This is a genomic window from Paenibacillus xylaniclasticus, from assembly GCF_004001065.1.
Classification (GTDB): Bacteria; Bacillota; Bacilli; order Paenibacillales; family Paenibacillaceae; genus Paenibacillus_T; species Paenibacillus_T xylaniclasticus.
Genome location: NZ_BIML01000004.1, coordinates 288,015 through 313,723 on the forward strand (window position 1 = coordinate 288,015; position 25,709 = coordinate 313,723).

Sequence of the window (25,709 nt, forward strand, 5' to 3'; positions counted from 1 at the left end):
GAAACGATAATGCTAGAGCGATATGGACATGGCGGAGATTTGGTAACGGCGTCAGGACTGTACGGCATTCCTGCCGATCAATTCATCGATTTCAGCTCGAATATGAACCCGTTCGGACCGCCAGATGCGGTCCATTCTGTTATCGAAGCGAGATGGCGGGAGCTTGAACGATATCCAGACCCTGCAGTACGAGGCTTGCGCAGCAAGCTGGCCCGAAAACACGGGCTTTACGAAGATCGAATACTGTGTGGCAATGGCGCGGCGGAGCTGATTGAGCTGGCGGTTCGAACAGCACCTCTTGGAAGCGGAAGCGTCATCGGGATTGTCGTACCTGGATTTGGTGAATATGCCGAGGCGGCGCACAAGTTCGGCGCCCGGACGATACGCGTACCGCTGCTCGAAGAGGAGGGCTTTCGATTATCGGAGGAGCGCATCATGGCTGTGGCTCATGAGGCTCATCCGGATTTATGGCTGCTTGGCTCACCGAACAATCCGACAGGAATGGCGGTCGACCGTGAGCTTGTGATGAAGCTGCTCGATACAGGTGCACTCGTCGTGATCGATGAAGCGTTCCTAGACTTTGACCCGGATGATGAGAAGCGAACGCTTATGAGAGAGGCAGCGGAGCGGCCTAATCTGCTCGTTATTCGGTCCATGACGAAGTTTTATGCCATTCCCGGGATCAGGCTCGGTTATGCGGTCGGCTCCGCTAAGACGATCGAATCGATGCGCTCGCTGCAGACGCAGTGGAGCGTGAATTCGCTGGCGCAATGGATCGGCGAGGCGGTGCTCGATGACAAGCTGTATGCGAAGCGCACACGACAATGGTTAGCAGAAGAACGTCCTTGGCTGTCAGCGGCGCTTAACCATTTAGGCTGCAAAGTATTTGAAAGCCGGACAAATTATTTGCTAGTGAAGCTGCCGCAAGAGTATACGGCTAACGCTGCCGAGCTGCAGCGTCAGATGGGGGCACGCGGTGTACTTATTCGCGATGCTTCGCATTTCGACGGCTTGAATGACCGGTTTATTCGTGTTGCGGTAAAGCTAAGGGATCAGAACGAACAGCTGTTAAGCGCTATGTCTGATTGCTTAGGTGGATAAGCAGCTGGAGTGGTTCGAGAAGGAGAGAGGCTTTATGCAGCCATTTCGGGTAATGAACGAGTATTACAGCAGCTGTTGGACGGGGCTATATGCTAGGCTGTCCGACGATGGCGAGCGGATAATGATCGAAAGTCCTGATCGAATGCGGACGCTCAGCAGCGCGATCTATCGTGGAGGGATGTCGAGCGCTGATCGGTTCATCAATTGGAGAGTACCGTTGACATACAATAACGACGATCCGCACACCGAAATATTGGATAGGCTGGAACAGTGGGGGATCGAGCACGAGCGTGCTATCGTCCTCATGACGGCAGCCAAACTGACGCATGCTTCCGTCGCTGAATATATGGACGACCGGTTCAAGCTCGTATGTATGACGACGGCAGGAACGCGCAATGCCGCACGGGCAGGCAGCGAGCGAACGATTTATGAATCGTGGCGCCCTGGTACCATTAACACCTTCCTATTATTTGACGGACAGTTGACAGACGCTGCTATGGTTAACGCAATGATGACAGCCGTCGAAGCGAAAGCAGCTGCCCTACAGGACATCGGCTTACGCGATTCAGATAACGGCCTTGCAGCAACGGGTACGACAACCGATGCAATCGTGCTTGGTGTAAGTGGCAAAACAATCTATCATGCCATACATGAGTACGCAGGCACTGCGACGACTGTCGGAGCAGCGATCGGCCAGCTGGTGTATGACACGGTATATGAATCGGTTGTGACTCAGCATGAGGAGTGACGGGAGCGGAAGTCTCGTGTACGAAGTTCTGGTTATGATGAGTGATTGCTGCTTTACGTGTTCAGAGCCTGCACATTGTGCAGGCTCTGTCTGTTAGCTCGTACCTTACGGAGCAACGTCAGCGCCGAGCATTCTCAGCGCTGCTTCGTCAACGACGACAGGGTTGCGGGGGACGAGGTTCATATGAAAACGAGGGATGAGCTCGGCTGCCGAGATCGGTTCAGCGCGGTCGTGCAAGCCGCTCCAAGCGGCCATCGCGCCGATAACAAGCTCGGGTGCGATGCCGCGCTCCCGGATGGACGCGAGTGACACCGCGCCATGACGCTTTGCAAGCCTAGTGCCATCTGGGCCGAGCAGCAGCGGCACATGCGCGAAGCGCGGCGGCTTCATTCCGAGAGCCTTATACAGAAGAAGTTGACGAGGCGTAGAGTCGATCAGGTCCCAGCCGCGCAGTACGTCGGTGATTCCCATCGCGTGGTCGTCGACGACGACGGCGAGTTGGTAACTTATAATGCCGTCGGCTCGCTTGACGACGAAATCACCGCCTGCTCCGGGCGGAAAAGATTGTTCGCCAGCCGCCTCATCGACGAACGTAATTGCTACATCCGGCATAGCGAATCGGAGTGAAGGCTGCTTTACAGCTTCACGGACCGATCGCTGCTCCTCCGTCAGATGACGACATAGTCCGGGATAAGCGGGACCTTCCGCTGATAAGCCATGCGGCGCGCTTGCAATCGCCTGAAGCTCGGCTCTGCTGCAATAGCATGGGTATAATACACCTTGGTCATTCAATTTGCGCAGTGCTGCTTCATAGAAGAACTCACGTTCGCTTTGTATATAGGGTGCATATTGGCCGCCGACATCGGGGCCTTCATCCCAATCGATGCCGAGCCAGCGCAAATCTTCTATCGCTTGCCGGGCATAATGCGGCTTCGATCTCGGCTTGTCGATATCCTCGATACGGAGCACGAATTGTCCGTCCGCGCTGCGAATTTGCAGCCAGGACAGCAGCGCGGTGCGGGCGTTGCCGATATGCATATATCCGGAAGGCGTTGGTGCGAATCTGCCGCGCTTCACTATAACCACCTCGTTCAGATCGAGCGGAGCCGTCAGCGCCGTTCGACGCATTTTGACCAATAGAAGGGAATCGATAAAAGACAAGCCATATTCTAGCACGGGGACGAAAAGGGAAGCAACTGGGCATGAGCTATCTAATCATGCGCGAAGACGGAGGAAGATTGACCATTGTTGAAGGCGTCGTGATACAATGGATGCGTTCGATTAACGTTAAGCTGCGCTGGAGGAGTTATATGCTTTCGATCTATGCCTTGACGAAGCAAAATGAGAAATTATTAGATTTAACGATGGACGACATACGCAGCAACGCTGATAATTACATATGGTACTGGGTCGATTTCAACCAACCGACTGAAGAGGAGATCGAACTGCTGGCGTCCTGGTTTCACTTTCATCCGCTAGCTATTGAGGATTGCTTGCATCAGCTGCAGCGACCAAAGATGGATCATTACGGAGATACTCATTTTTTTGTTCTGCATGCGCTTCAACCGGAAACCTTGTTCGTTCATGAAGTGAATTTGTTCGTTAATACGAGCTTTCTAGTCACCTTTCATATTCATGAATCACCGGAGGTCCGCAATGCGGTTGCGAAGACGTTCGCCGCTCACGAACTGAACAGACTAACTCCGCTTCATGCGGCTTATCATGTAATGGACGAGCTGGTTGACCGATATTTTCCGGCAGTATATGCTCTTGATGACCAGCTTGCGGAGAAGGAAATCGATGATACATCTTCCTTCGGCAGCGAGATGTTGAACGAGCTGTTCACGATTCGCTCGAAGCTTTTACATATGCGTAAAACGATTATTCCAATGAGGGATTTGCTCTATCGGGTGCTTAGCTCGGAGAAGCTGTTAGGGCTGCAGGAAGAACGTGCCTTCCTGGCGGACGTTCACGACCATCTGTTGAAGCTGTCGGAGATGATCGAAGCAAGTCGGGAAATGACAGCTGATCTGCGGGACAGCATCATCTCATATAATTCCAATCGAATGAACTCGATTATGAAGACGCTAACCGTGATTACGACGATATTTATGCCGCTGACGTTTATTGCTGGGTTGTACGGGATGAATTTCTCCCGCATGCCAGAGCTGGAATGGCGGTATGGTTATTTTACAGTGCTGATCGTAATGGTGCTGGTCGGCGTATCGATGTATATGTGGTTTAAGCGGAAGGGTTGGTTTGATTAAATTATAAGCAAATATGCGGAGGGTGAGACGTAGTTTGGATACGGCAGTTCATACGGAGATGGAACCTAACAAGCCGAATCGGCGTGGACGGGCGGTCAGCATTCTGGCAGTTGTCATCGTTGCGGTGTCATTGTCGCTTGCCGCTAGTGGAATAGCTATCTGGCTGACGCAGGGCTCGTCGAAGCAGCAGGACGTCGGTCATAAGCTTTATGATGGGTACACCTATGAGAGAAAAAATGTGAACGGTATCATGCTGCATGCGATCGTTACGGAGCCGCAGAAAATAACGCTTGATGTTATACACGGCAATGTATCAACTTCGCCGTATTACGGGATTAACGGAGGATTTTTTTATAACGGAAGTTTGCTTAGCATCGCGGTTATTAACGACCAGCCGGTTGGTGGTAAGCCGAATGATTATGGCTCGGGCTATGTCAACATGAAAGTGCCTCGCGGGACGCTTGTATGGGACGGGATAGACAAAACGTTAAGCGTTCAAGTCGTGTCGCGTGCGGATGAGTTGAAGGTGAGCGACCGGGACCATTATTGGGCACAGGGTGGCATCAGTATGAGCCTGTCCGATGAGCAGCTGTGGCGCAAGCAGCTCGAGAAGGAGCTGGCACCGATGCCAGACGAGGAGCGGCTGCGAAGCGCTGCTGTCTATGATACGAAAGGTACGTTATATTTAATCGTTTCGCAGACGAAGACGACGCTTGCGAATTTCCGCAGCGCAATTAAGGAAGCGTTCGGTCCGCTTGAGGACGGCATTTTTCTAGATGGTGACGGCTCTTCCCAGCTTCATGCGTACGAAGCGGCGCTGCCGGGTGACGGCCGCCCGGTAGAGCAAATAATCCGATTGAAGAAGCCGGATGAGAGCCGGTAGCTGCGTTGCATGCGCCGGTCGGTTGTCTGTGAATGAATAGGATCGAGAGTTATTCAGCGGCTTTTGGAAGCTGCCGTTCAGATATAGAAGGAAGGGGTTCATTTGATTCGATTACCGATTGAAGATGTTCTGCCGACACTGCGGCAAACGCTGTCGGAGCGGACGAACGCGGTGTTGGTCGCTTCGCCGGGCGCAGGCAAGACGACAAGAGTACCGCTGGCGCTGCTGCAGGAAGAATGGCTAAACGGCCGTAAAATCGTCATGCTTGAGCCACGAAGGCTTGCGGCTAGATCGGCGGCTGCACATATGGCTTCACTGCTTGGCGAGAAAACAGGCGAGACTGTCGGTTATCGTGTCCGGCTTGATACGAAGGTCGGGTCGAGGACGCGAATCGAGGTCGTAACCGAGGGCGTATTGACGCGGATGCTCCAGTCCGATCCTTCCCTTGAGGAGGTCGGAGCCGTACTGTTCGATGAGTTTCATGAAAGGCATTTGCATGGCGATCTTGGTCTTGCTTTATGCTTACAAGCGCAAGCGCTGCTGCGGGAAGATTTGCGGCTGCTTGTCATGTCAGCGACGCTTGAGGCAGCTCCGGTGGCCAAGCTGCTCAACGATGCGCCGGTTATTGAGAGCGGCGGCAGAGCTTATCCGGTTGAGACGATATATGCGGACAAGCCGGCTAGGTTCATGAGTCCTGTGGCGGCTAAGGGCCCGGATCCGATTGAGGAGAGAACTGCTCGGGCAGTGATATCGGCGCTTGCACAGCATGAGGGGGATTTGCTTGTATTTCTGCCCGGCATGCGGGAAATGCGCAGGGTGGAAGGGCTGCTTCGCCAGCAGGGCGTAGGCGGAACGGACGGTGTTCGCATCGCATTGCTTCATGGCAGCATGCCGCTGGAAGAGCAGGGGCACTCGATTGAGCCATGCAGGATGGGCGAACGCAAAATTGTGCTCGCAACGTCGATCGCGGAGTCATCGCTGACTGTTGAAGGGGTTCGAGTCGTCATCGACAGCGGGCTGATGCGGGTGCCGAGGTTCTCGCCGCGCACGGGGATGACGAGGTTGGAGACGGTGCCTGTCAGCGCACCTTCGGCCGATCAGCGGTGCGGCCGCGCCGGCCGTACGGCGCCGGGGGTATGCTACCGGCTGTGGACGGAGGAAGAGCAGCGCATGCTTGCGCCGCGTAATATACCGGAGCTGCTCGAGGCGGATTTGGCGCCGCTGGCGCTTGAGCTTGCAGCGTGGGGCGTTCGCGAGCCGGGCGAGCTGTCGTGGCTCGACGAGCCGCCAGCCGGCGCATACGCCAGCGCATGCGAGCTGCTGCAGCAGCTCGGCGCGCTTGATGCCGAGCGGCGGCTGACGCCGCTCGGACAGCGAATGGCTGCGCTCGGCGCTCAGCCGAGGCTCGCGCGCATGCTGCTCGCCGCCGCCGCGCTCGGCCCTGCCGCGGCGGACATCGCATGTGAGCTGGCCGCACTGCTTAGCGGCCGCGATCCGCTGCGCGGCGAACGCAGCGCCGACATTGCGCTGCGACTGCGGGCGCTGCGCGAGCTTCGGCGCAGCAGCGCGCATGCGCAGCCGCCTGCGGCGGCAGGCGGCGGTGGCCTCGATGAGGCCGCCGCACGCCAAGCGCTCGCGGAAGCGCGCCAATGGCAGCGCGCGCTCGCGGAGTATGCTGCCGCCGGCTCCGCCTCGATGGCGGCAAAGCTGCCGTCGCCGGGGGCGCTGCTCGCCTACGCGTATCCAGATCGCGTGGCGCAACGGCGCAGCGACGGCCGCTTTCTGCTCGCCAGCGGAAGAGGCGCTGTACTGCAGCCGCTGCAGCCGCTCTCTCAATCCCCTTATATCTCGGCTTGCGAGATGGAGGATGGCGACGGCGAGAGCCGCATCGTTCTTGCTGCTGATTTAGAGGAGAGCGAGCTGCTTGCATATCATGGAGACCGGATAGTAGACACCACGTCCGTCGTCTGGGACCGTACGGCACAAGCAGTGCGTGCCCGGAGGCGGACGATGTTCGGTGCCCTCATTCTAAAGGAGGAGCAGACAGCGAATCCGGATGCGGACCAGGTGGCAGCTGCGCTTCTCGAAGGCATTCGGGCAGAAGGGCTAAGCATGCTGCCTTGGAACAAGCAGGCGGGACAGCTGCGTCATCGGATGGAGCTCATGCGTAAATACGAGCCTCAGCTGCCCGACCTGTCGGACTCAACGCTGCTCGCCACGCTAGAGTCGTGGCTGGCGCCGCATTTGACCGGTATTCGCAGCCGCGACGGATTGCAGAAGCTCAATATGATGAACGTATTGGAAACGATGATTACGTGGAATGACAAGCAGCGGCTAGATGAGCTGATGCCGACGCATATCACTGTGCCGAGCGGCTCTCGTATCCCGGTTGATTATTCGAACCCGGAGCAGCCGGTGCTGGCCGTTCGTCTACAGGAGTTGTTCGGATTGCGAGAGACACCGCGCATCGCGAACGGGAAATTGCCTTTGACAATGCATCTGCTGTCACCGGCGCAGCGGCCAGTGCAGGTGACGCAAGATTTGGCCAGCTTTTGGCGGGAGACATATTTCGAGGTGAAGAAAGAGCTAAAGGTACGCTATCCGAAGCATTACTGGCCGGACGACCCGCTTACCGCTCTCCCTACCAGCCGTGTGCGGCCAAAATCGTAGGGAGTGCGAGCCTTAACGTCTAAGCCTGCAGCAGCACCAGATTTGCGGCGAGAGCCGCATAGATGAGCGCCTCGATCCAAGCGAGGCGCTTGTTCCACTTCTCCGACCTGCGCGAAACCGCTTCTCCGAGTTTGCCTGCAGCTAGCGATGCGATCGAGAAAATAACGATGGCTTGGACGATGAACAGCATGCCTAGCTGGATCATTTGAAGCGGTACGCTTCCGCGGTCGGTGGAGACGAACTGCGGGAGAAGTGCTAGGAAGAAGAGCGACACTTTCGGATTGAGCACACTCATCCAGATGCCACGACGGTACAGCATACCCGGTGTCAGGTCGTCGTTCTGACGGCTATTCGTTGACTCCGCCTGTGCGTCTGCTTCATGAAGCATTGGATCTGTGCCAGTGTCATTCGTATTGGACTGGGAGACGCGGCGTCTAGGCCACGTTTTCCATGCCAAATAGAGCAAATAAGCGGCGCCCAGCCATTTGACGATGGCGAAAGCGGCCGGAGAGGATAACACAACAGCTGACACGCCAAGTGCGGCCAGCGACGTATGAACGAGCAGGCCGGTACATAAGCCAAGTGCGACGAGGATGCCGCTTCGTGCTGATCGGCTCATGCTTTGGGCGATGACGAACAGAATGTCTGGTCCTGGCATAACCGTTAGTGCGGCAGCAACTCCGATAAAGGTTAAAGCGGTATGTAAAGTAAGCATATGAAAGTCCTCCATAATAAGGTACAGGCTGTTGATGGTATATAATCAAGTCTACAATTGTTTTACGTGAGGTGGCTAGTATAGCCAAAGGAGTGTATATATCATGACAATCGTCGTATTGGTCTATTATATCGCGGTAAATATCATTCTATGGGGAATGATGAAATTCGACAAGGAGCAGGCGCGCCGTCACGGACGCCGCATCCCGGAGCGAAGGCTGCTTTCGATCGGCTTGATCGGCGGTGCATTCGGCGGCATTGCCGCGATGCGAGCGTACCGCCATAAGACAAAGTATGCCACATTCGCCCTCGGCTTCCCTGTTATGGCACTGCTTCATGCTTTGTTGATCTGCAGCCTGTTTGGGGCAGATTGGCTTGGAATGTTGGGCAAATAAGTTAGGAAGCATCGTTCTAAAGAGGCCCATTATTATCCTTTTAGGTTATTGACTTCATACGAAGCGAGTGGTACTCTAATATTCCTTTTTCGAATCGGTGTCCGTTTTGCCCTGACGAGGGCTTAGGCGATGGGAAGAGATCGAGATGGTCATATCGCCGTTATGCAGCCGCTTGCAGCAGTAGCCGCTACCTTTGCTTTACCTCTACATGTACATGCAATGCTCGAAACAGACTACCGGAACGAATTCTATCCCTGCGGCAGCAAGCCGCAGCTTTACAGGAGGATTCCATGGCGGAAACAGCGTTACAAGAGGAGGAAGGTCGGCTGCAGCGCACGCTTGCGCAGATCGATCAAATGTTGAGCGGCATCGGGCCGCGATATACGGGTAACGATTATACCGAGCAAGTGCTGGATATGCAGCGGGAGGAACGGAAGCAAAAGCTGCAAATCGCCGCGAGGGAGCCGTATTTCGGCCGAATCGATTATAAGACGGAGCAAGATCCGGAGCCGAAGCAGCTTTATATTGGCAAGGCTGGCGTTGGCAGCGATGAGGGCGGCGATCCGCTCGTTATCGATTGGCGCGCACCGGTGGCCAGCTTGTTTTATTCGTTCACCGGCGGCGACGGCCCTGCATCTTACGAATCACCTGAAGGTGAAGTAACCGGCGATGTGTTCTTAAAACGGAACATTCTGGTGCGACAGCGCGAGCTCATCAGGGTCGTCGACAGCTATGTGCGCGGAGAAGATAACGTTGGAGCGGCCGATGAGTTTCTGCTGTATCGTCTGGGCGAATCGAAGGACAATAAGCTCCGCGATATCGTCTCGACGATTCAGGAGGAGCAGGACAATATTATTCGTGCAGAGCGTTATAAAGCGCTGTTCATCCAAGGGGTTGCCGGCTCGGGCAAAACGACAGTCGCCCTACATAGACTCGCGTTCCTGTTGTATCATTACGAAGGCCGGATTGCAGCGAACCGGATGATCATATTTGCGCCGAATACGATGTTTCTTGACTATATTTCAGGCGTTCTGCCGGAGCTCGGTGTTGGCGATATTGCGCAGACGACGTTCGCGGACTGGTCGCTCGAGCTGCTTCAGCACGAGGTGTCGCTTATAAGCTCGGCTGATACGCTGGAATATTGGTTCGAAGAGCGCCGTACCCAGGAGGAACGCGATGATGCGTCAGGACGCTGGAAAGGACGTGCCGCGTTCCGAGCGCTGCTGGATGAGAAGCTGGCTGAGCTGGAAAGCAAGCTTGTGCCGGATATTCCTTTTGAGCCGTATCCAGGCATGACGCTGAAGCCGGAGCAAATCCGTCAGTGGCTGACGACCGATTACGGTGACGAGCCGCTTATGAAGCGGCGTGAGCGGCTCGTTAGCCGCGTGAAGCGCTGGATGGAGTCGGAATGGAAAGATCGGCGCATAGCGGATAAGACCGCGAAATCGAAGGCGAATACGAAGCTTAATGCCTATGTGAAGAAGATGGCGTCTGTCACCGCTCCGCAGCTGTACCGAACTTTGTTTGATCCGAAGACGGCTCACCCGGACGTGCCGAAGCCGATTGCGAAGCGAACGGTGCAGCAGCTGAAGGCTGGCGTAATCGATCCCGAGGATTTGGCGCCGCTCGTCTATTTGCATATTCAACTGTATGGGCTTGGCACGTCACCGTTCGACCATATTGTCATCGATGAGGCGCAGGATTACTCACCAATGCAGCTGGAAGCGCTGAAGCTGTGCCAGCGCATTCCGTCGTTAACCGTGCTTGGCGACCTGCAGCAGGGGATTCATGATTATGCTGGCATTCGCCGCTGGGACGAGCAGATGGAGCTGTTCGATTCGGCCAGCCTCGGTTATTACGAGCTCGATCGCAGCTACCGGTCGACAATGGAAATCATCGAGTTCGCGAACCGTGTACTCGCCGGTATGGATGGCGGTGTGAAGCCAGCTGTACCGGTATTCCGCAGCGGCGAGCCGGTTGATCTGATTTCATGTCAGCCGGACAACTGGGAGGAGGAGCTTCTGGCACGCGTACTAGGGCTGTTAAAGCAGGGGATCTACCAGACGGTTGCTGTAATCGGCAGAACGGCGGCAGAATGCGAACAGGTACATGCTCTGCTGAAGCAAGCTGGGCTTGAGCCTTCACTCGTTCAAAGCAAAGAGCCGGCCTATCAAGGGGGACTTACAGTCGTGCCCGTGTATCTGTCCAAAGGACTGGAATTCGACGCCGTCATTCTCTCGAATGCCGGAACGGATGCTTACGGCGAGCTGGATGCTAAGCTGCTGTATGTTGGCTGCACCCGTGCGCTGCATAAGCTCATCTTGCTGCATCAGGGAGCGCTGACTTCGCTTGTTCAGCCGCCTGCTAGCCTGGAAAGCTAACGCTGGATTTATACATGATCGACAAGCGCGCAGACGAGGGAGCTAATGCCTTATGCGCGCGTTTTTTGTTAATTGTGTGATAGGAAGTCTCCGACGTGGAATTAGCATGTTGATTGATGTATCGTTATTAATTAGAACAGTAATCGATACATAAGATGAATCGGGGGCACAACATTCAGATGACAAGTCGAACGACCATAGCAGAGCAAAAGCTCGCCAGTTCAGCCGAGGCGTTCATCCGTCAATGCTATAGCGAGCTTGCACTTAGCGAACAGGAAACGATGCGAAGAATTGCTGAAGTCCGGGAACAAATTCGGCTGACCGGTACATACCGTCACACCGGGGAGGAGCTGAAGCATGGCGCCCGAATGGCTTGGCGCAACAGCAACCGCTGTATCGGCCGGCTGTTCTGGCAATCGCTCACCGTATTTGATGCACGCCATGCTCTCTCGGCAGACGAGTATTCGGAAGCGGTGTTCCGACATATCGGCTATGCGACAAACGGCGGCAAAATTAGACCAGCAATAACCGTGTTCTCGCCAGAGCGCAAGCTGCGCATTTGGAACCATCAGCTCATTCGGTATGCTGGTTATGAGCAGCCGGATGGCACGATGATCGGAGATTCTCACTCGGCCGCATTCACACAAGTGTGCAAGCGGTATGGCTGGCAGCCTCAGCCGTCTCCGTCTCCATTCGACGTACTTCCGCTTGTTATCGGCGAACCAGGCGGGACGCCTAAGCTTTATCCTTTGCCTCGCGAGCTCGTGCTGGAGGTGCCGCTCGTTCATCCAGAGAAGGAGAGGTTCGCCGAGCTTGGCCTTCGCTGGTACGCCGTTCCGTTCATTGCGGATATGGCGCTCGTCATAGGTGGCATTCGATACAGCTGCGCACCTTTCAACGGCTGGTATATGGGCACGGAGATTGGAGCACGCAATCTGGCGGACGAGCACCGGTACAACATGCTGCGTCCAGTAGCTAAGCTATTCGGCCTTGACCTGTCGACTAACACATCGCTGTGGAAAGACCGGGCGCTCATTGAGCTGAATACGGCTGTCCTCTATTCGTATAAGCGGGCAGGAGTAAGCATCGTCGACCATCATACGGCCGCGGAGCAGTTCGCTACGTTCGAGAAGCAGGAGCGGCAGGCGGGGCGTGGCATCACAGGCCGCTGGTCGTGGCTTATTCCGCCGATGTCTCCGTCGACGACGGCGATTTGGCATCGCGGCTTCGACAATACGGAGTATGATCCGAATTTCGTTCATCAGCAGCCATCTTACGAGGTTCCATAAACCTTAGAGTAGCTGTATGTTCATCGTGCGCAGATGAAGAGGACTATGATATTCTATATAGGAAAGTAATGGCCGATTGGCCGAAGCTGCTGTGTGGTAAGAGGAAAGGGGACACTTTCGTGGACAAGCTGTTTTTTATTGAGATTGGCATGGGAGCCGATCTGCATGGACAGAACGTGACGAAGGCGGCGATCCGTGCCGTTCAGAATGCGATCCATCATAATTCGATGCCGGGCTTGCGCTCGGTGCTTCCCGACGGAACGCTGGACAATATGAAGGTACGGGTTCGGTTAGCGGTTCCTTGCGATCGGGATAAGCTGGACATCGAAGCCGTTAAGAAGGTACTGCCATACGGACAAGTGACGGTAGAGGTGATCGACGGAGGTATGCTGACGACAAGCGGCGTCGTGCTTCCGGATAAGGATGATAAGAATGATCTCATTTATATCGTGAATGCTGCGGTGGAAGTCGGCTATTAATCTTGCTTTGTTTGAATCTGCATGTCCAATACAGGTATAATAAACCAAAATGGACTTATCATCGTTGATAATGGCAGAGGAGAGAACGAAACATCATGGGGCTGAAGATATCGTTAGTCGCGGTGCTGATCATACTAACCGCATTTTTTGTGGCAGCTGAATTCGCATTGGTGAAGCTGAGGTCGAGCCGGGTTGAGCAGATGGTAGCAGAAGGGTATAAGAATGCGAAAGCTGTGAAGACGGTCACTTCGCATTTGGATGACTACTTGTCGGCTTGCCAGCTCGGTATTACGATTACAGCGCTTGGACTTGGCTGGCTAGGGGAGCCAACCGTCGAGGAGCTGCTGCATCCGATGTTCCATGCGATCCATATGTCGGACAGTATGAGCACATTCCTGTCATTCATTATTGCGTTCGTCGTTGTTACTTATTTGCACGTCGTTCTGGGCGAGCTTGCGCCGAAATCGATCGCGATCCAGCAAGCGGAACGGATCAGCCAGTTCACTGCACCATTTCTGATCTGGTTTCACAAGGTGATGTATCCATTCATCTGGGTGCTTAACGGCTCTGCGAGACTGTTTATTCGGGCATTCGGCTTCCGCGCCGTGTCTGAGCATGAGGAAGCGCCTTCGGAGGAAGAGCTTCGTGTTATTTTGTCCGAGAGCTATGAGAGCGGCAAAATTAACAATACTGAATTCGGCTACGTGAATCGAATTTTTCGATTCGACGATTTGCTAGCGCGAGAGATTATGGTTCCCCGTACCGATATGATTTGCCTTTATGCAGACAAGACGCTGGAGGAGAATCTGGAAATCATTAAGCGCGAGCAGTATACGAGGTTTCCCGTCGCGCTCGGAAGTAAGGATAATCTCGTAGGCTTTATGAATACGAAGCAGTTCTTCCTTGCATATGCGGACAATCCGAAGCATGAGTTCAAGAAGCTGCTGCACCCGATCATGACCGTGCCTGAGGCGATGCCGATTAAGCATCTCCTTCGCAAAATGCAGACCGAAGGCGTACATCTGGCCGCGCTGCTGGACGAATACGGCGGTACGTCGGGCATTATTACGATCGAGGATATACTGGAGGAGATCGTCGGAGAAATTCGTGACGAATTCGACCAGGATGAGCAGAAGGAAATACAGGTTGATCAGACGAACCGATATGTGGTGGACGGGAAAGTACTTATTCGAACGATTAACAAAATGCTTGGTACTGAACTGTCCAGCGAGGATGTTGACACGATTGGCGGTTGGATGTGGTCGAACAATCCGGATATCGTCATCGGCGATCAGATCATCATTGACGGATATACGTTTACAGTAATGGAGCAGGAGAACAATCGAATCCGCAAAATCGAAATCGTAAAGCGGAGCGAGGGAGTAGAGGCTCTTAGTACATAGCATGCTGGGCATTGAACTTACCTCTAACTAGAAGCCGCAAGTCTTTCGGAAGCATTCATTTATAGTTTGATTGAAGATCTCGGCCGGAGCGGGATCGATTAGGAGGATTCAAGTGGACGATTTAGTCAAAGCAGTCATATTAGGTATTGTGGAAGGGTTGACGGAATTTCTTCCGGTGTCGTCGACAGGTCATATGATCGTAACCGGTCATCTGCTCGACTTCGTAGGAGAGAGAGAGAAGACGTTCGAGGTCGTCGTTCAGCTTGGTGCTGTAATGGCGGTTCTGGTACTCTATTGGAAACGGTTTTTGAATTTATTGAAGTTCGACTTGAAATCACCGGGACTGAACATTTTGCATATTGTGCTTGGCATGTTCCCAGCAAGTGTGCTTGGACTATTGCTGCATGATTTTATTAAGCAATATTTGTTCGGCCCGAAGACCGTCGTTGTCAGCTTGATTGTGGGCGGCTTACTGCTTATCGCAGCTGAGAAGTCTAAGAGGCAGCCGTCGTCGCAGACGCTCGATGACATTACGTACAGGCAGGCGTTCGGGATAGGGTGCTTTCAAATTTTGTCGCTCTGGTCCGGCTTCTCCCGTTCCGGCTCGACGATGGCGGGCGGTATGTTCCTCGGCGTGAAGAAGGAGGCAGCGGCGGAATTTACGTTTCTAATGTCTGTTCCGATCATGCTCGGTGCAAGCGGCGTTGATCTCATTCAAAGCCGTGAATATTTATCTTGGGATGATACAGGACTATTCGTGACAGGATTGTTCACCTCGTTCGTTGTGGCGATGATTGCGATTGTGACGTTCCTGAACCTGCTGAAGCGGATTAGTATGACTTGGTTCGCGTATTATCGCTTCGCATTGGCCGCGGTTGTTTTCTTCCTGTTGCTGTAGTGTTATGGTAATGGATAAGTGGCTGTTCTTGCTCATCGCGCGGCGATGATGTGAGAGCAGCCTTTTTTCGTGATGCGTGATGCGATAAAAAAATACCTCAATTCGTTAAAAATTTATTGTAAAACGATAAATGGTGTGATAAATTCAAAACTGACAATAACGAATTGGGGTGCGAGTTATGGAAAGAGGAACAACACTCTTTTTGAAGGTAACGTTGTTATTAATTGGACTTCCGATATTAGCTTTGTGCGTATGGGGGCTGCCATCGGTCATTCAGGAAGCAGCAGAGCAATATAAAGGCTATGTGGTATATCCGCTGTTCGGCATCATGTATGCAGCAGCTATTCCGTATTTTTTGGCCTTGTACCAAGCCTATAAGCTGTTAAACTATATTGATAAGAACATTGCGTTCTCGGAACTGTCTGTCCGCGCGTTAAAAACGATTACTTATTGTGCGATTGCGATTAGCATACTGTTCACAGCAGGACTGCCTTTCATCTATTTGATCGCGGATCAAGACGACGCTCCTGGATTGATCGTGCTCGGGCTGGTCATTATTTTTGCGTCTTCAGTTATTGGGGTGTTTGCAGCGGTCCTCCAAAGACTGCTCAAAAACGCGATCGACATTAAATCTGAGAATGATCTGACGGTCTGAGGTGAGCATATGGCCATTATTATAAACGTAGATGTGATGCTGGCGAAGAGAAAAATGAGCGTGACCGAGTTGTCAGAGAAGGTCGGCATAACGATGGCCAACCTTTCGATTTTGAAGAATGGTAAGGCAAAAGCGATTCGGTTCTCGACGCTTGAGGCGATCTGCAAAGCATTAGATTGCCAGCCTGGTGATATTTTGGAGTATCAGGTAGATGAGGGATAACTGGTTATGCGAAGACAACCCCCGCCATTAGTGGCGGGGGTTGTGCTGTTATAACTTTACATGACTGCAACCTTAGTGGACCCGTTTGCGTCAGGTTTACAAACTAGCAAAGGAAAGAGAGGATGTTCAATATTGCGTGAGGCTAGAAGGTTAAAGGGTGGGATCATGTCATTGGTCATTCTGTGGATGACTATTGTTGCCGCACCGATTATCGATCCAGAGCGTGCTTATGCTTGTTCGTGCGCCGTTGCTTCGGACATTGAGGAGGCGCTGGACAATCATGCCGCCGTATTTGCTGGTAAAGTAACGAAATTGGATAAAGGCAGCTCGGTTCAGAGAATACAATCGTCTGCTGATAAAGTAGAGGTCGTTTTCCTTGTAGATAAAGTATGGAAGGGCGAGCTGTCGGAGGAGACGAATGTATCGACGGTTAGAAGCGAAGCAAGCTGCGGCTATACGTTCTCGGACAACATCTCTTACCTCGTGTTTGCGTATGAGGATAAGGAAGGGAATTTGCACACTGGCTTATGCAGCGGGAACATGCTATTGTCAGAAGCAAGTACGCAAATTCAGCAGCTGGATGCCATTCACGCTTCATATGAGCCTATTGCTGAAGCCGCAGCAGCACCCGGCGAGCCTGCTGCGATATCTGTGCAGAAGGATGGAGGAGTCGATTCGATTGTGTATTGGATTGGTGCAATCGTCGTCATTATGATCATATTGGGCGGAATTGGATTAGGGTTAGTGAAGGGTAGACGTAGAAAGGATTAAACAAGAAATATTGCGACGATCGTTGTGACGACTAAACCAATTAACACTGGCTTCAAATTGCGGCGGGCAAGCTCGAACGGACTAACGCCACAGATGGCCGCTGCAGGGATGAGCGCCCAAGGCACAAGCGTTCCTCCTCCCACCCAGATCGCGGCTACTTGACCGAGAGCGGTTAGCGTTGCCGCGCCGTGACCAAGCGCTGCTGCGAATAGATGAGCAACCGAGCCTGCCAGCGAAATGCCAGAAAACCCTGAACCGTCAAGACCGGTAATCGCCCCGACAGCCGTCAGCGTCCCGGACGCAACTACTTCGTTCATATTCGCTTTGTTGGCCAGTGCAATACCAAGATCGTTGACGATGCCCTGTGAGCCATGCGGCAGCACATCGCCGAAGACGGCTGTTAAGCCGGAGTCGCCTAAATAGAAGAAGGCTGCAATCGGTATAACCGGACCGAACACTCTAAAGCCAAATAAGAAGCCGTCGATCAAATAGCTTGTGGTTTGCTCAAGCCCTTTGTTCCGGTGAGCGAACATCGATACGAGCAGCAGAATTAGTATTGCGGTACCGCCGACAAGCGCCGTAGCATCACCGCCCTGCAGATCAAGTACGAGCATTGCGGCTACATCGGCTGCGAATAGAATTGGCACGAGGATAGCGAACCATTGGCGGACGACCGGGGACATCCGAATGCTCGAATCTGAGTTAGAGTCGGAGCGCGTACTTTTGTTCAAGCCTTCATCAGCCGCTGCGATAAGGCCGTCCCGCCATCGTCCAAGCCGCATATCGCGCCGCATGAACCAGAAAGCCGTTATTGTTGTGACAAGACCCATAATGATTACGAGAGGAATGCTTGCCTCCATGACAGCGGATACAGGCAAGCCCGCTGCATCTGCTGTCAGTTTAGGCGCTCCTTGAATGATATAATCGCCGGATAAGGCAATTCCATGTCCGAACAGGTTCATTGCCATTGCCGCTCCAAGTGCAGGCAGACCTACACGAACTGCAACTGGGAGCAGCACAGCGCCGATCAGCGCAACACCCGGCGAAGGCCAGAAAAACCACGACGTCACAAGCATAATGATGCCGATTCCCCAATAAGCAAGCCCAGGTGAACGAAGAAACCGGGTTAGCGGTGCAATCATCCTCTCATTGATCCCCGTATCGATAAGTACGCGGCTCATCGCAACGATGACAGAAATGATAAGAATCGTGCCCAGCAGCTCCCTGATCGCATAGATGAAGCTGTTAAAAATGCCGCTGATCGAGCTGTTTAATGTCTCGGTTGCGATTAGCCCGATGATGAAGACTCCTGCAATGCAGATAGGCGTTGTATCTCTTCGCATCAGCATAAAGCCGATGATGCTGATGATAAACGCCATATAAATCCAATGAAGCGCCGTAAGCTCTATTACCATCTCGATACCCTCCCGTGTTGTACGGTAATGTATCGTATGTATGGCTGACCGCAGGCGTTCGTCTAGGACGTAAGCGCTTTTAATATTTTTGTGTTGTAATTAAATATGTGCTGTCACTTATAACTATGGAAAGATCTGAGATGAGGGATGTCAATGGAGATACGTTTATTAGATTCGCAGGATGCTGGAATCTATCGTGAATTAAGACTGAAATCCTTGAAGGAGAATGCTGAAGCGTTCTTGACCACTTATGAAATCGAGAAAGAAAAGCCGATCGAGCAGCTGGAACAAAATTTGAAGGTGACGGAGGATCGGTTTACTTTCGGAGCTTTTGTAGACCATGAGTTGGTAGGTATCGTAACGTTCGTACGAGAGTACCACCCAAAGCTTCGGCACAAGGGCAATGTATACGGGATGTACGTTGCCTCAGATCGCCGCGGCAAGGGAATAGGTCGAGCTTTACTAGAGCTTTTGATTGCGAGAGCGAGACAGTGCATCGGTCTTGAACAAATGAATCTAGTGGTCATGTCGGATAATATAGCGGCTATACGATTGTATGAAGCAGTCGGCTTTGTCAGATATGGTACGGAAATAAAGGCGATTAAATCCGGTGAACAATATTGGGATGAGGACTATATGTGCTTGCGGCTTACTTCTTAACTTATATGATTCGAATCGACTGTCGTCATGAAATAATACACCGCGCGCCGAGAGCTGCGCGCGGTGTTAGGGGTGCAGGGAGTTTGATTGTATTCAAGCCTTATCATACAGCTCTGAATCGATGCTCATGATGAACGGCGACCATTCTCTTCCAGGAGAATAGAGGCGAAGGCGATGCATCGGACGCGTGCAGGCCGTGTAGAACAGCTTGCGCTCGGATTCGCGGCTATAGCATTGATTCGAGGCGTCATAAATGAGTACAGCATCGAACTCGACACCCTTCGCCAAATAAGCCGGGATGATGAGCAGGCCGTGCTCGAATTGTGGCGTCTTTTTATTTACGAGTCGAAGTGAGGCTCCCTCCAGAACGAGCGGCAGAAGCTTCTCATATGCAGCGTTTGCTTCCGCCTGCGACTTCGTAATGATCGCAATGGAGTTGAAGCCGTCTGCTTGAAGTGCTGCAATGTCCGCTAGGATTTGCTTATCGCGGTCTTCGGTGCTGCTGCATGAGATGGCGATAGGCTTGCCGCCTGACCGGTCGAACGGAACGATCCGATCACCGTCTGGCAGCATCGCACGAGTAAACTCGACAATTTCACGTGTGGACCGGTAGCTGCGGTTCAAGCTAAGCCATACGGTCTCGTCAGCTCCGTACAGCTGCTCAAGTGGTGAGTTGCTTTGCTCATGCAGATCGCTGGCTTGTGCGAAGATCGCTTGGTTGAAATCGCCGAGCACCGTCATGCGGGCACGCGGGAACAGCCTTTTGACGAATTCAAATTGAAATGCCGAATAATCCTGCGCTTCATCCACCAGCACATAGCGGATTTGATTATTCATTTGAAACCCTTCGATCAGCTCTTTCAAATATAAGTATGGCGTCGCATCCTCGTTAGCAAGCTTGCCCTCGTTGAGCAATCGGATCGTCCGATCGCATATTCGCTTCCAGTGCTCTGGTGCTGGAATTTCCGATTCGTCGAGCAGCGAGGGGATCATCGATTCATTCTCGAACAGCTGCCGATAAAGCGTTGTCGTATCGACGAATTTGAGCGCTTTTACTTTCCGATACAAAGGCTTGAAATGTTCCCTTACGACCATTTCTCTAAGCAGTGCTTCCTCTTGCTGCGCATCATCGAATGCCGGGCTTTTACCTTGCTGCCGCTTCGGCAATTTATTGTACGCCTCCTGATATTGCTCCGGGTCCAAATAATCCAGCTCATCCTTTACCCACTGCGCGGATCGTTCTGCTCGTTCGAGCTTGCGAAGCTCCTTTACGATCCATTCCTTCAGTTCATCAACGCGGTAGGAGAGGGAGGCGGCAGACTTACTATTATAAAATTGCGCAGCAATCGCTTTGCGGGACAGCAGCGTTCTGCCGCGGAATTTTATGCCTCGGAAAGCCATGCCCTCCTTCAGCAATCGATCCCTGTAGCGGCGAATCGCATGAAGGAAGCGGGCGGACGCTTTGAACGCAATTCCTGCGATTACGGCGTCATAATCGGGATCATCTTGCTGAGTCAGCACATATTCCATCTGATCGAACGGATCTTCAACGTCGAAGGCTCTGCTTAGCCGTCGGTCTAAATACTCTTGAAATGTCGTCTGTTGAATATTATCCTCGCCTAGCTCTGGAAGCACCGTTGCGACATAACTGTTGAACATCGGGTTTGGCGAGAACAGCACCATTTGCTCTGCGGTCAAACGATCCCGGTGTTTATATAATAAGTAGGCTGCCCGCTGAAGCGCTGCAGATGTTTTGCCGCTGCCGGCTGCACCTTGAACGACGAGCAGCCGGCTGCTGTCGTTGCGGATGATCCGATTCTGCTCCTGCTGGATCGTTGCTACGATGGATTGCATTTGTGAGCCGGCACCTTTACTAAGCACACTTTGCAGCAGCTCGTCTCCGATCGTCATACCTGTATCGAACATCGTTTTAATGACGCCGTCGCGAATCGCGAATTGCCGCTTCAATTCCATTGTTCCCGAAATCTCGGTAACTGGCGTCGTATATGAGGCAGGACCGGGCGGAAAGTCGTAATACAGGCTTGCAATCGGCGTCCGCCAATCATAGATCAGAAACGTTTCGTCGTCTTCAGCTAAGAAGGATGCGACGCCGATATATATCTTTTCCACTTCTTCCGCTTCTGAATCTTGAAAATCGATACGTCCAAAATAAGGTGATGGAACAAGTCGTCTCATCCGCTTCAATTGCCCTAGCAAATGGCGATGGCTGTGCTCGCGCTCCGACAGCACCTGCGCCTGTTGTTTCATGCTCATATACGTTTCTAGAATATCGTCATCGTTACTAAGATTGACGGTGACGTCGTCCCAGAAGTGGGTGCGGAAATCGACGACCTCCGAACGCAGCTCTCCGACAATGGGCTCGTATTCGGCTATCCGCTGCCGCAGCGATTTGATCACTTCTTCGACACGACGCTGCTCTGTCATCCATTCATTCGACCATTGACTCATTATCCAATCGACCTCCGTCAGCGTAATTTGGGCCATGCTGATATGCAAAATGATGTACATATTTAACTTGACTTGGCATTAAAGGGCGTGGTATAATTTAATTAGAAAGGTAACATGGGAAATTTATGCTCGAGACTATAATATCAGCACTTTTTCCATTGTATCATTTTGTGGCTGGACTCTGCAATATGAAACGTAATTTTTAAGCCGACAAGCTTGCTTGTCGGCTTTTTCATTTTTCTCATTCGGCTCTAATGTTGTCGAAATATCCAGTGGTCAATCAAATTAGCAAATTGATGTAATTTACGTTAAACGGTTCAAAAACGAAAACAGGCTGTGTTACAATCAAACCCATGCAGCGGGCCGACCACCGATTAGAATTATTAGGAAGGGGAGCTCACAACATGAACCATAGCATTTTCAAGAAATGGATTTTAATCGCAGCAGCTTGTATCATCACTTACACGACAGTATTGCCGCAGTTTACAGAAGCTGTCGCTGCACCTGCATTACGCTACGGCAGCTACTCGGTCGATGTACCTGATCTTCAATTTCGACTGAAGGTGCTCGGATATTTCAAATCCGATGTAACAACATATTATGGTAAAATGACTCGCGATGCCGTAGAACGGTTCCAAGCGGATTACGGCTTAGTGCCGGACGGTGTGGCCGGGTCTAAAACGTGGTCGCTGCTCAAACGTGTTTCCGTCAATCAAGCGGAGCTGGATCTGCTCGCCCGTATTATTTATGCGGAGTCCCGCGGAGAGCCGTATAAAGGACAAGTCGCAGTAGGCGCGGTCGTCATGAACCGTCTGCAATCGAACCTGTTCCCGGATACAGTGAAGGGTGTTATTATGCAATCTGGAGCCTTCACGGCTGTCAATGACGGACAGTTTTATTTACAGCCAGATGCAACGGCGTATAAAGCCGCGCTCGATGCCGCTGCAGGCTGGGACCCGACGGGTAATGCGATTTATTACTTTAACCCGTCGACGGCTACATCCAAATGGATTTGGTCGCGCCCGCAAACGGTACAAATCGGCCGTCATATTTTTGCCAAGTAACAAATAAACAGGCGCTCTCCGGACCCTCTTGCAAAGGTTTCGGACAAGCGCCTGTTTGTTTTATTCCTTCGATTACATATAAAGTACGTAAAGCCATGCGTAAAGTCCACACAGCGTAATGAACAACACGGGAACGGTAAGAATAATGCCAGTCTTCATATATGCTCGCCAAGAAATCGTAACGCCTTTGCGGTGCAGCACGTGAAGCCATATTAATGTGGCAAGTGATCCGATCGGCGTCATTTTAGGCCCGAGATCGGAGCCGATTACATTCGCATAGACGAGCGCCTCGGCGATGGCGCCAGACGTTTCGGTGTCGGCAATGGCAAGCGCATCGATCATTACAGTCGGCAGATTGTTCATGACCGAGGATAGAATTGCAGCAATGAATCCTCCTCCGACGGAGGCGGCGAACAACCCATGGTCTGAGAACCATTGAAGTAATTCGGTTAATCGGTCAATGAAGCCTGCATTACGTAAACCGTAGACGACAATGTACATGCCAATGGAAAAAATGACTATCGACCACGGGGCTTGTCTAACAATTTCGCCGGTCTTTATATGAGGGCTTCGCCTTGCGGCAATAAGCAGTGCCGCCGCTGCTAATAGAGCGATGACGCATACCGGTATAGCCAGCCACTCACTTGACAAATAAGCGACCATCAGAATCGATAAAATAATCCAGCTCAGCCGGAACAGTCGAACGTCCTTGATCGCGCTCATCGGGGCAACAAGCTGCTTGTCGTCGTAACGTTTCGGTATTGACCTTCTGTAATACAGCAGGAGTACCAGTAAGCTTGCACCAATCGCAATTAGACCTGGAACGATCATTCGCCCTGCATATTCAGCGAAGCCAACGCCGAAGTAATCGGCCGCCACGATGTTGACCAGATTGCTAATAATTAACGGTGTCGAAGCGGTATCGGATATAAAGCCGCTCGCCATTACGAAGGGCAGCACCAGCCGTTCATCAAGCCTGAGAGCTCGTACCGTTGCCAGCACGATTGGCGTGAGAATTAGCGCTGCGCCGTCGTTCGCAAAGAAGACGGACACGGCGGCCCCGAGCAGTACCATATAGATAAACAAGCGATGACCGCTGCCGTGTGCGAGCTTTGCCATATGCAGCGCAGACCACTCGAAAAAGCCGATTTCATCTAATACAATGGATATAATAATTATACCGATGAACGTAAATGTCGCATTCCATACAATTGATGTGACTTCTACGATATCGTTCCAGCCGACAATACCAAGCAGGACGGCAAGCAGCGCGCCCCCGCTTGCAGACCATCCGATGTTAAGCTTGCGCGGCTGCCATATGACTAGACTGACGGTTAGAACAAATAGAAGCAGTGCGATAATCCCCATGTTGTATAAATCTCCGTTCTCTATGAAGCAATTAATATAGAATCTGTATGTTAATTATAATGATTTTGAGCAGAACGTAAATCACTACTCGACATCGATGGTGGCGAGAGCCCAATAGTCGATGGTATGATTAAACATGATTGTGGAAACTGACAGAAGTATGGAGGTTAATGACGAATGAAAATTAGCATATTGAAAAGCGGAATGACGTATACGGAAGAAGACGGCTATGTTGGTTTCGTTCATTTTGAAGTCGAAGGTCATGTTCGCAAGTACGAAATGGCGCTGCAGAGCAAGAAAGGCCGCGATTGGGGCTACAGTCTGTTCTTCTTGGACGGTTCGGGTCCGGAGGAGCAGATTAATCAAGTAGAGGAGCAGCTTGAAGAGGATGATGAGTTGTACGATCGACTAATCGATGCAGCGCGACAATCGCTAGAATCGAAAGCGGTGGAATAATGATCTTCTAATTGCTATAGATACATACTAGACTTACATAGTACTTGCAGCTTAGATCGAGCTGAAGACGAAGTCCGTTCGATGGATTCCGAAGGGAGGTGCTCGGTTGAAAGTCGTCGTTGTATCGGATACGCATATGCCCAAAATGGCGAAGCAGCTGCCAGACAGACTGCTTGCAGAGCTGGAACATACAGACGCGATCATCCATGCGGGAGACTGGACGGATTCGTCTGTTTTTCATGCGCTTCGTCAATATGCTCCGGTATATGGGATATGCGGTAATAATGACGGACCGGGGCTTGTCCGGCGGCTCGGCTTCCGAAGGATCGTCCAGATCGAGAAGGTGAAGGTTGGTATCGTTCATGGGCATGGTCCAGGCCGGCGGGAAGAGACGGAGACACGGGCTATCCGTTCATTCGCATCGAATGAAGTCGATGTCATTGTGTTCGGCCATACGCATATTCCTTTGAAGAAGACAAAGGAAGGGATCCTGCTGTTTAATCCCGGTTCGCTGACGGATAAACGCAGAGCGGGCTGCTGCACGTTCGGCATCTTGAAGATCGAAGGAAGAAGACTGTTCGCCGAGCATGTCGTTCTCCCTAGCAAATGAAGCTCAAATTGTAATTAGAAAGGGAAGAATCGGGATGCACGAAATTAGGCATTATTTTTTTGATATGGATGATACGTTATATGATCAAATGGAGCCTTTTCGAATGTCGATTATCCGTGAAGGGATGTGGCAGGATAAGAGCAGAGCGGAGTTCGATCAGCTGTTTAAACGAGTCCGTTACCATAGCGACGAGCTGTGGGACGAATACTGCGCAGGGACAATGACGCTGGAACAAACCCGGCGGCTGCGTTTGTCGCTTGCTTTTGCGGAATACGGAATCACTGTGTCGGATGAACAAGCGGACAGGCTGCAAGAGGCATATGAGCGGGAGCAGCAGTCCATTCAACCGTCCGAGGGCATTATTCCGCTGCTGCAGGCAATTCGGGAACGGGGTCATGATATCGGTATTATTACGAATGGTCCGGTCGCTCATCAGCGGCGCAAAATCGATGCTCTTGGCGTGGAACGCTACGTCAATGAAGGGTGGACGTTCGTGTCCGATGCGGTCGGTATCGCGAAGCCAGATCCAAGGTTGTTCGATGCAGTGAACCGCGCGACTGGCACGAAGCCGGAGCATTGCATCTATATCGGCGACAATTGGCGCAATGACATTGTTGGTGCCTGCGAAGCGGGCTGGCGGTGCGTCTGGTTGAATAACCGGGGGCGGTCACCGGAGACCGAGCATCGGCCGCTCCATGAATGCGTCGACATTGACGATCTTACCCGTAAGCTGTTAAGTGTTAATCACATATAGGCTCATAAATATTGTGTAGCCGGCTCATCGATGATGG

Annotated in this window: 24 protein-coding genes; 19 read left to right on the forward strand and 5 right to left on the reverse strand. The window is 52.2% G+C overall.

Annotated elements, in window-relative coordinates; all coding sequences use genetic code 11:
• Nucleotides 1-9 precede the first annotated feature (9 nt).
• A complete protein-coding gene (cobD, locus tag PXY01_RS06795; protein WP_127568591.1) occupies nucleotides 10-1,101 on the forward strand; it encodes a threonine-phosphate decarboxylase CobD in 1,092 nt (363 codons plus the stop codon).
• A 34-nt stretch (nucleotides 1,102-1,135) separates the two neighbouring features.
• A complete protein-coding gene (locus PXY01_RS06800; RefSeq protein ID WP_127568593.1) occupies nucleotides 1,136-1,849 on the forward strand; it encodes an adenosylcobinamide amidohydrolase in 714 nt (237 codons plus the stop codon).
• 105 nt (nucleotides 1,850-1,954) lie between these two features.
• Here the strand turns inward: PXY01_RS06800 and gluQRS are convergent, their stop codons facing one another.
• Nucleotides 1,955-2,977: a tRNA glutamyl-Q(34) synthetase GluQRS gene (gene gluQRS / locus PXY01_RS06805; RefSeq protein ID WP_174721811.1), complete on the reverse strand. Its 1,023-nt coding sequence runs from the start codon at nucleotides 2,975-2,977 to the stop codon at nucleotides 1,955-1,957.
• Nucleotides 2,978-3,051: 74 nt separating this feature from the next.
• On the opposite strand from gluQRS, the gene corA reads away from it, so the two are divergent.
• The 3 genes from corA (at nucleotide 3,052) to hrpB (ending at nucleotide 7,669) form a co-directional block, all read left to right on the forward strand.
• The gene (corA, locus tag PXY01_RS06810) at nucleotides 3,052-4,116 is read left to right on the forward strand and encodes a magnesium/cobalt transporter CorA (protein ID WP_307719370.1); all 1,065 of its coding nucleotides are present in this window, start codon (nucleotides 3,052-3,054) and stop codon (nucleotides 4,114-4,116) included.
• Between the two features lie 22 nt (nucleotides 4,117-4,138).
• A complete protein-coding gene (locus PXY01_RS06815) occupies nucleotides 4,139-4,999 on the forward strand; it encodes a hypothetical protein (RefSeq protein ID WP_127568595.1) in 861 nt (286 codons plus the stop codon).
• A 102-nt stretch (nucleotides 5,000-5,101) separates the two neighbouring features.
• A complete protein-coding gene (gene hrpB, locus PXY01_RS06820) occupies nucleotides 5,102-7,669 on the forward strand; it encodes an ATP-dependent helicase HrpB (RefSeq protein WP_174721805.1) in 2,568 nt (855 codons plus the stop codon).
• 19 nt (nucleotides 7,670-7,688) lie between these two features.
• Here the strand turns inward: hrpB and PXY01_RS06825 are convergent, their stop codons facing one another.
• Nucleotides 7,689-8,384: a LysE family translocator gene (locus PXY01_RS06825; protein ID WP_127568597.1), complete on the reverse strand. Its 696-nt coding sequence runs from the start codon at nucleotides 8,382-8,384 to the stop codon at nucleotides 7,689-7,691.
• Between the two features lie 103 nt (nucleotides 8,385-8,487).
• Here PXY01_RS06825 and PXY01_RS06830 point away from each other — a divergent pair, with 103 nt between their 5' ends.
• The 9 genes from PXY01_RS06830 (at nucleotide 8,488) to PXY01_RS06870 (ending at nucleotide 16,876) form a co-directional block, all read left to right on the forward strand.
• Nucleotides 8,488-8,778 (forward strand): DUF1294 domain-containing protein, encoded by a 291-nt coding sequence (locus PXY01_RS06830; RefSeq protein WP_127568599.1) that lies wholly within the window; start codon nucleotides 8,488-8,490, stop codon nucleotides 8,776-8,778.
• A 290-nt stretch (nucleotides 8,779-9,068) separates the two neighbouring features.
• Nucleotides 9,069-11,159 (forward strand): HelD family protein, encoded by a 2,091-nt coding sequence (locus PXY01_RS06835; protein ID WP_127568601.1) that lies wholly within the window; start codon nucleotides 9,069-9,071, stop codon nucleotides 11,157-11,159.
• Between the two features lie 179 nt (nucleotides 11,160-11,338).
• On the forward strand, nucleotides 11,339-12,448 hold the full coding sequence (locus tag PXY01_RS06840; protein ID WP_127568603.1) for a nitric oxide synthase oxygenase: 1,110 nt from the start codon (nucleotides 11,339-11,341) through the stop codon (nucleotides 12,446-12,448).
• A 119-nt stretch (nucleotides 12,449-12,567) separates the two neighbouring features.
• The gene (locus PXY01_RS06845) at nucleotides 12,568-12,927 is read left to right on the forward strand and encodes a Lin0512 family protein (RefSeq protein ID WP_127568605.1); all 360 of its coding nucleotides are present in this window, start codon (nucleotides 12,568-12,570) and stop codon (nucleotides 12,925-12,927) included.
• A gap of 95 nt (nucleotides 12,928-13,022) precedes the next feature.
• Entirely contained in the window at nucleotides 13,023-14,330 is a 1,308-nt protein-coding gene (locus PXY01_RS06850) for a hemolysin family protein (protein WP_127568607.1), read from the forward strand.
• 112 nt (nucleotides 14,331-14,442) lie between these two features.
• On the forward strand, nucleotides 14,443-15,228 hold the full coding sequence (gene bacA / locus PXY01_RS06855; RefSeq protein ID WP_127568609.1) for an undecaprenyl-diphosphate phosphatase: 786 nt from the start codon (nucleotides 14,443-14,445) through the stop codon (nucleotides 15,226-15,228).
• Nucleotides 15,229-15,406: 178 nt separating this feature from the next.
• Entirely contained in the window at nucleotides 15,407-15,883 is a 477-nt protein-coding gene (locus PXY01_RS06860; protein WP_127568611.1) for a DUF2975 domain-containing protein, read from the forward strand.
• Between the two features lie 9 nt (nucleotides 15,884-15,892).
• Nucleotides 15,893-16,105 (forward strand): helix-turn-helix domain-containing protein, encoded by a 213-nt coding sequence (locus PXY01_RS06865; protein WP_127568613.1) that lies wholly within the window; start codon nucleotides 15,893-15,895, stop codon nucleotides 16,103-16,105.
• A gap of 165 nt (nucleotides 16,106-16,270) precedes the next feature.
• On the forward strand, nucleotides 16,271-16,876 hold the full coding sequence (locus tag PXY01_RS06870; protein ID WP_164744321.1) for a hypothetical protein: 606 nt from the start codon (nucleotides 16,271-16,273) through the stop codon (nucleotides 16,874-16,876).
• On the opposite strand, the gene PXY01_RS06875 is transcribed toward PXY01_RS06870, so the two are convergent.
• The gene (locus PXY01_RS06875; protein WP_127568617.1) at nucleotides 16,873-18,291 is read right to left on the reverse strand and encodes a hypothetical protein; all 1,419 of its coding nucleotides are present in this window, start codon (nucleotides 18,289-18,291) and stop codon (nucleotides 16,873-16,875) included. The genes PXY01_RS06870 and PXY01_RS06875 overlap by 4 nt on opposite strands.
• A 153-nt stretch (nucleotides 18,292-18,444) precedes the next feature.
• On the opposite strand from PXY01_RS06875, the gene PXY01_RS06880 reads away from it, so the two are divergent.
• The gene (locus PXY01_RS06880; protein ID WP_127568619.1) at nucleotides 18,445-18,951 is read left to right on the forward strand and encodes a GNAT family N-acetyltransferase; all 507 of its coding nucleotides are present in this window, start codon (nucleotides 18,445-18,447) and stop codon (nucleotides 18,949-18,951) included.
• Nucleotides 18,952-19,044: 93 nt separating this feature from the next.
• Here the strand turns inward: PXY01_RS06880 and helD are convergent, their stop codons facing one another.
• The gene (helD, locus tag PXY01_RS06885) at nucleotides 19,045-21,420 is read right to left on the reverse strand and encodes an RNA polymerase recycling motor HelD (protein ID WP_127568621.1); all 2,376 of its coding nucleotides are present in this window, start codon (nucleotides 21,418-21,420) and stop codon (nucleotides 19,045-19,047) included.
• Between the two features lie 404 nt (nucleotides 21,421-21,824).
• On the opposite strand from helD, the gene sleB reads away from it, so the two are divergent.
• On the forward strand, nucleotides 21,825-22,484 hold the full coding sequence (gene sleB / locus PXY01_RS06890; protein ID WP_127568623.1) for a spore cortex-lytic enzyme: 660 nt from the start codon (nucleotides 21,825-21,827) through the stop codon (nucleotides 22,482-22,484).
• Nucleotides 22,485-22,556: 72 nt separating this feature from the next.
• Here the strand turns inward: sleB and PXY01_RS06895 are convergent, their stop codons facing one another.
• A complete protein-coding gene (locus PXY01_RS06895; RefSeq protein WP_127568624.1) occupies nucleotides 22,557-23,852 on the reverse strand; it encodes an arsenic transporter in 1,296 nt (431 codons plus the stop codon).
• 177 nt (nucleotides 23,853-24,029) lie between these two features.
• Between PXY01_RS06895 and PXY01_RS06900 the strand changes: the two genes are divergently transcribed.
• The 3 genes from PXY01_RS06900 to PXY01_RS06910 all read left to right on the forward strand — a co-directional run bounded on the left by PXY01_RS06900 (nucleotide 24,030) and on the right by PXY01_RS06910 (nucleotide 25,672).
• Nucleotides 24,030-24,308, forward strand: coding sequence for a hypothetical protein (locus tag PXY01_RS06900; RefSeq protein ID WP_127568626.1), 279 nt, complete (start codon nucleotides 24,030-24,032; stop codon nucleotides 24,306-24,308).
• A gap of 106 nt (nucleotides 24,309-24,414) precedes the next feature.
• A complete protein-coding gene (locus PXY01_RS06905; protein ID WP_127568628.1) occupies nucleotides 24,415-24,918 on the forward strand; it encodes a metallophosphoesterase family protein in 504 nt (167 codons plus the stop codon).
• Between the two features lie 34 nt (nucleotides 24,919-24,952).
• Entirely contained in the window at nucleotides 24,953-25,672 is a 720-nt protein-coding gene (locus tag PXY01_RS06910; protein ID WP_164744322.1) for an HAD family hydrolase, read from the forward strand.
• Nucleotides 25,673-25,709: the final 37 nt, after the last annotated feature.

Excerpts from the sequence above, each read along its gene's own strand:
- gluQRS (WP_174721811.1), bottom strand. The coding sequence starts at position 2,977 with ATGCGTCGAACGGCGCTGACGGCTCCGCTCGATCTGAACGAGGTGGTT.
- PXY01_RS06910 (WP_164744322.1), top strand. The coding sequence starts at position 24,953 with ATGCACGAAATTAGGCATTATTTTTTTGATATGGATGATACGTTATAT.
- PXY01_RS06880 (WP_127568619.1), top strand. The coding sequence starts at position 18,445 with ATGGAGATACGTTTATTAGATTCGCAGGATGCTGGAATCTATCGTGAA.
- PXY01_RS06800 (WP_127568593.1), top strand. The coding sequence starts at position 1,136 with ATGCAGCCATTTCGGGTAATGAACGAGTATTACAGCAGCTGTTGGACG.
- cobD (WP_127568591.1), top strand. The coding sequence starts at position 10 with ATGCTAGAGCGATATGGACATGGCGGAGATTTGGTAACGGCGTCAGGA.
- PXY01_RS06900 (WP_127568626.1), top strand. The coding sequence starts at position 24,030 with ATGAAAATTAGCATATTGAAAAGCGGAATGACGTATACGGAAGAAGAC.
- PXY01_RS06860 (WP_127568611.1), top strand. The coding sequence starts at position 15,407 with ATGGAAAGAGGAACAACACTCTTTTTGAAGGTAACGTTGTTATTAATT.
- helD (WP_127568621.1), bottom strand. The coding sequence starts at position 21,420 with ATGAGTCAATGGTCGAATGAATGGATGACAGAGCAGCGTCGTGTCGAA.
- PXY01_RS06835 (WP_127568601.1), top strand. The coding sequence starts at position 9,069 with ATGGCGGAAACAGCGTTACAAGAGGAGGAAGGTCGGCTGCAGCGCACG.
- PXY01_RS06850 (WP_127568607.1), top strand. The coding sequence starts at position 13,023 with ATGGGGCTGAAGATATCGTTAGTCGCGGTGCTGATCATACTAACCGCA.
- PXY01_RS06865 (WP_127568613.1), top strand. The coding sequence starts at position 15,893 with ATGGCCATTATTATAAACGTAGATGTGATGCTGGCGAAGAGAAAAATG.
- PXY01_RS06830 (WP_127568599.1), top strand. The coding sequence starts at position 8,488 with ATGACAATCGTCGTATTGGTCTATTATATCGCGGTAAATATCATTCTA.
- sleB (WP_127568623.1), top strand. The coding sequence starts at position 21,825 with ATGAACCATAGCATTTTCAAGAAATGGATTTTAATCGCAGCAGCTTGT.
- PXY01_RS06895 (WP_127568624.1), bottom strand. The coding sequence starts at position 23,852 with ATGGGGATTATCGCACTGCTTCTATTTGTTCTAACCGTCAGTCTAGTC.
- PXY01_RS06825 (WP_127568597.1), bottom strand. The coding sequence starts at position 8,384 with ATGCTTACTTTACATACCGCTTTAACCTTTATCGGAGTTGCTGCCGCA.
- PXY01_RS06840 (WP_127568603.1), top strand. The coding sequence starts at position 11,339 with ATGACAAGTCGAACGACCATAGCAGAGCAAAAGCTCGCCAGTTCAGCC.
- PXY01_RS06870 (WP_164744321.1), top strand. The coding sequence starts at position 16,271 with ATGTCATTGGTCATTCTGTGGATGACTATTGTTGCCGCACCGATTATC.
- corA (WP_307719370.1), top strand. The coding sequence starts at position 3,052 with ATGAGCTATCTAATCATGCGCGAAGACGGAGGAAGATTGACCATTGTT.
- PXY01_RS06875 (WP_127568617.1), bottom strand. The coding sequence starts at position 18,291 with ATGGTAATAGAGCTTACGGCGCTTCATTGGATTTATATGGCGTTTATC.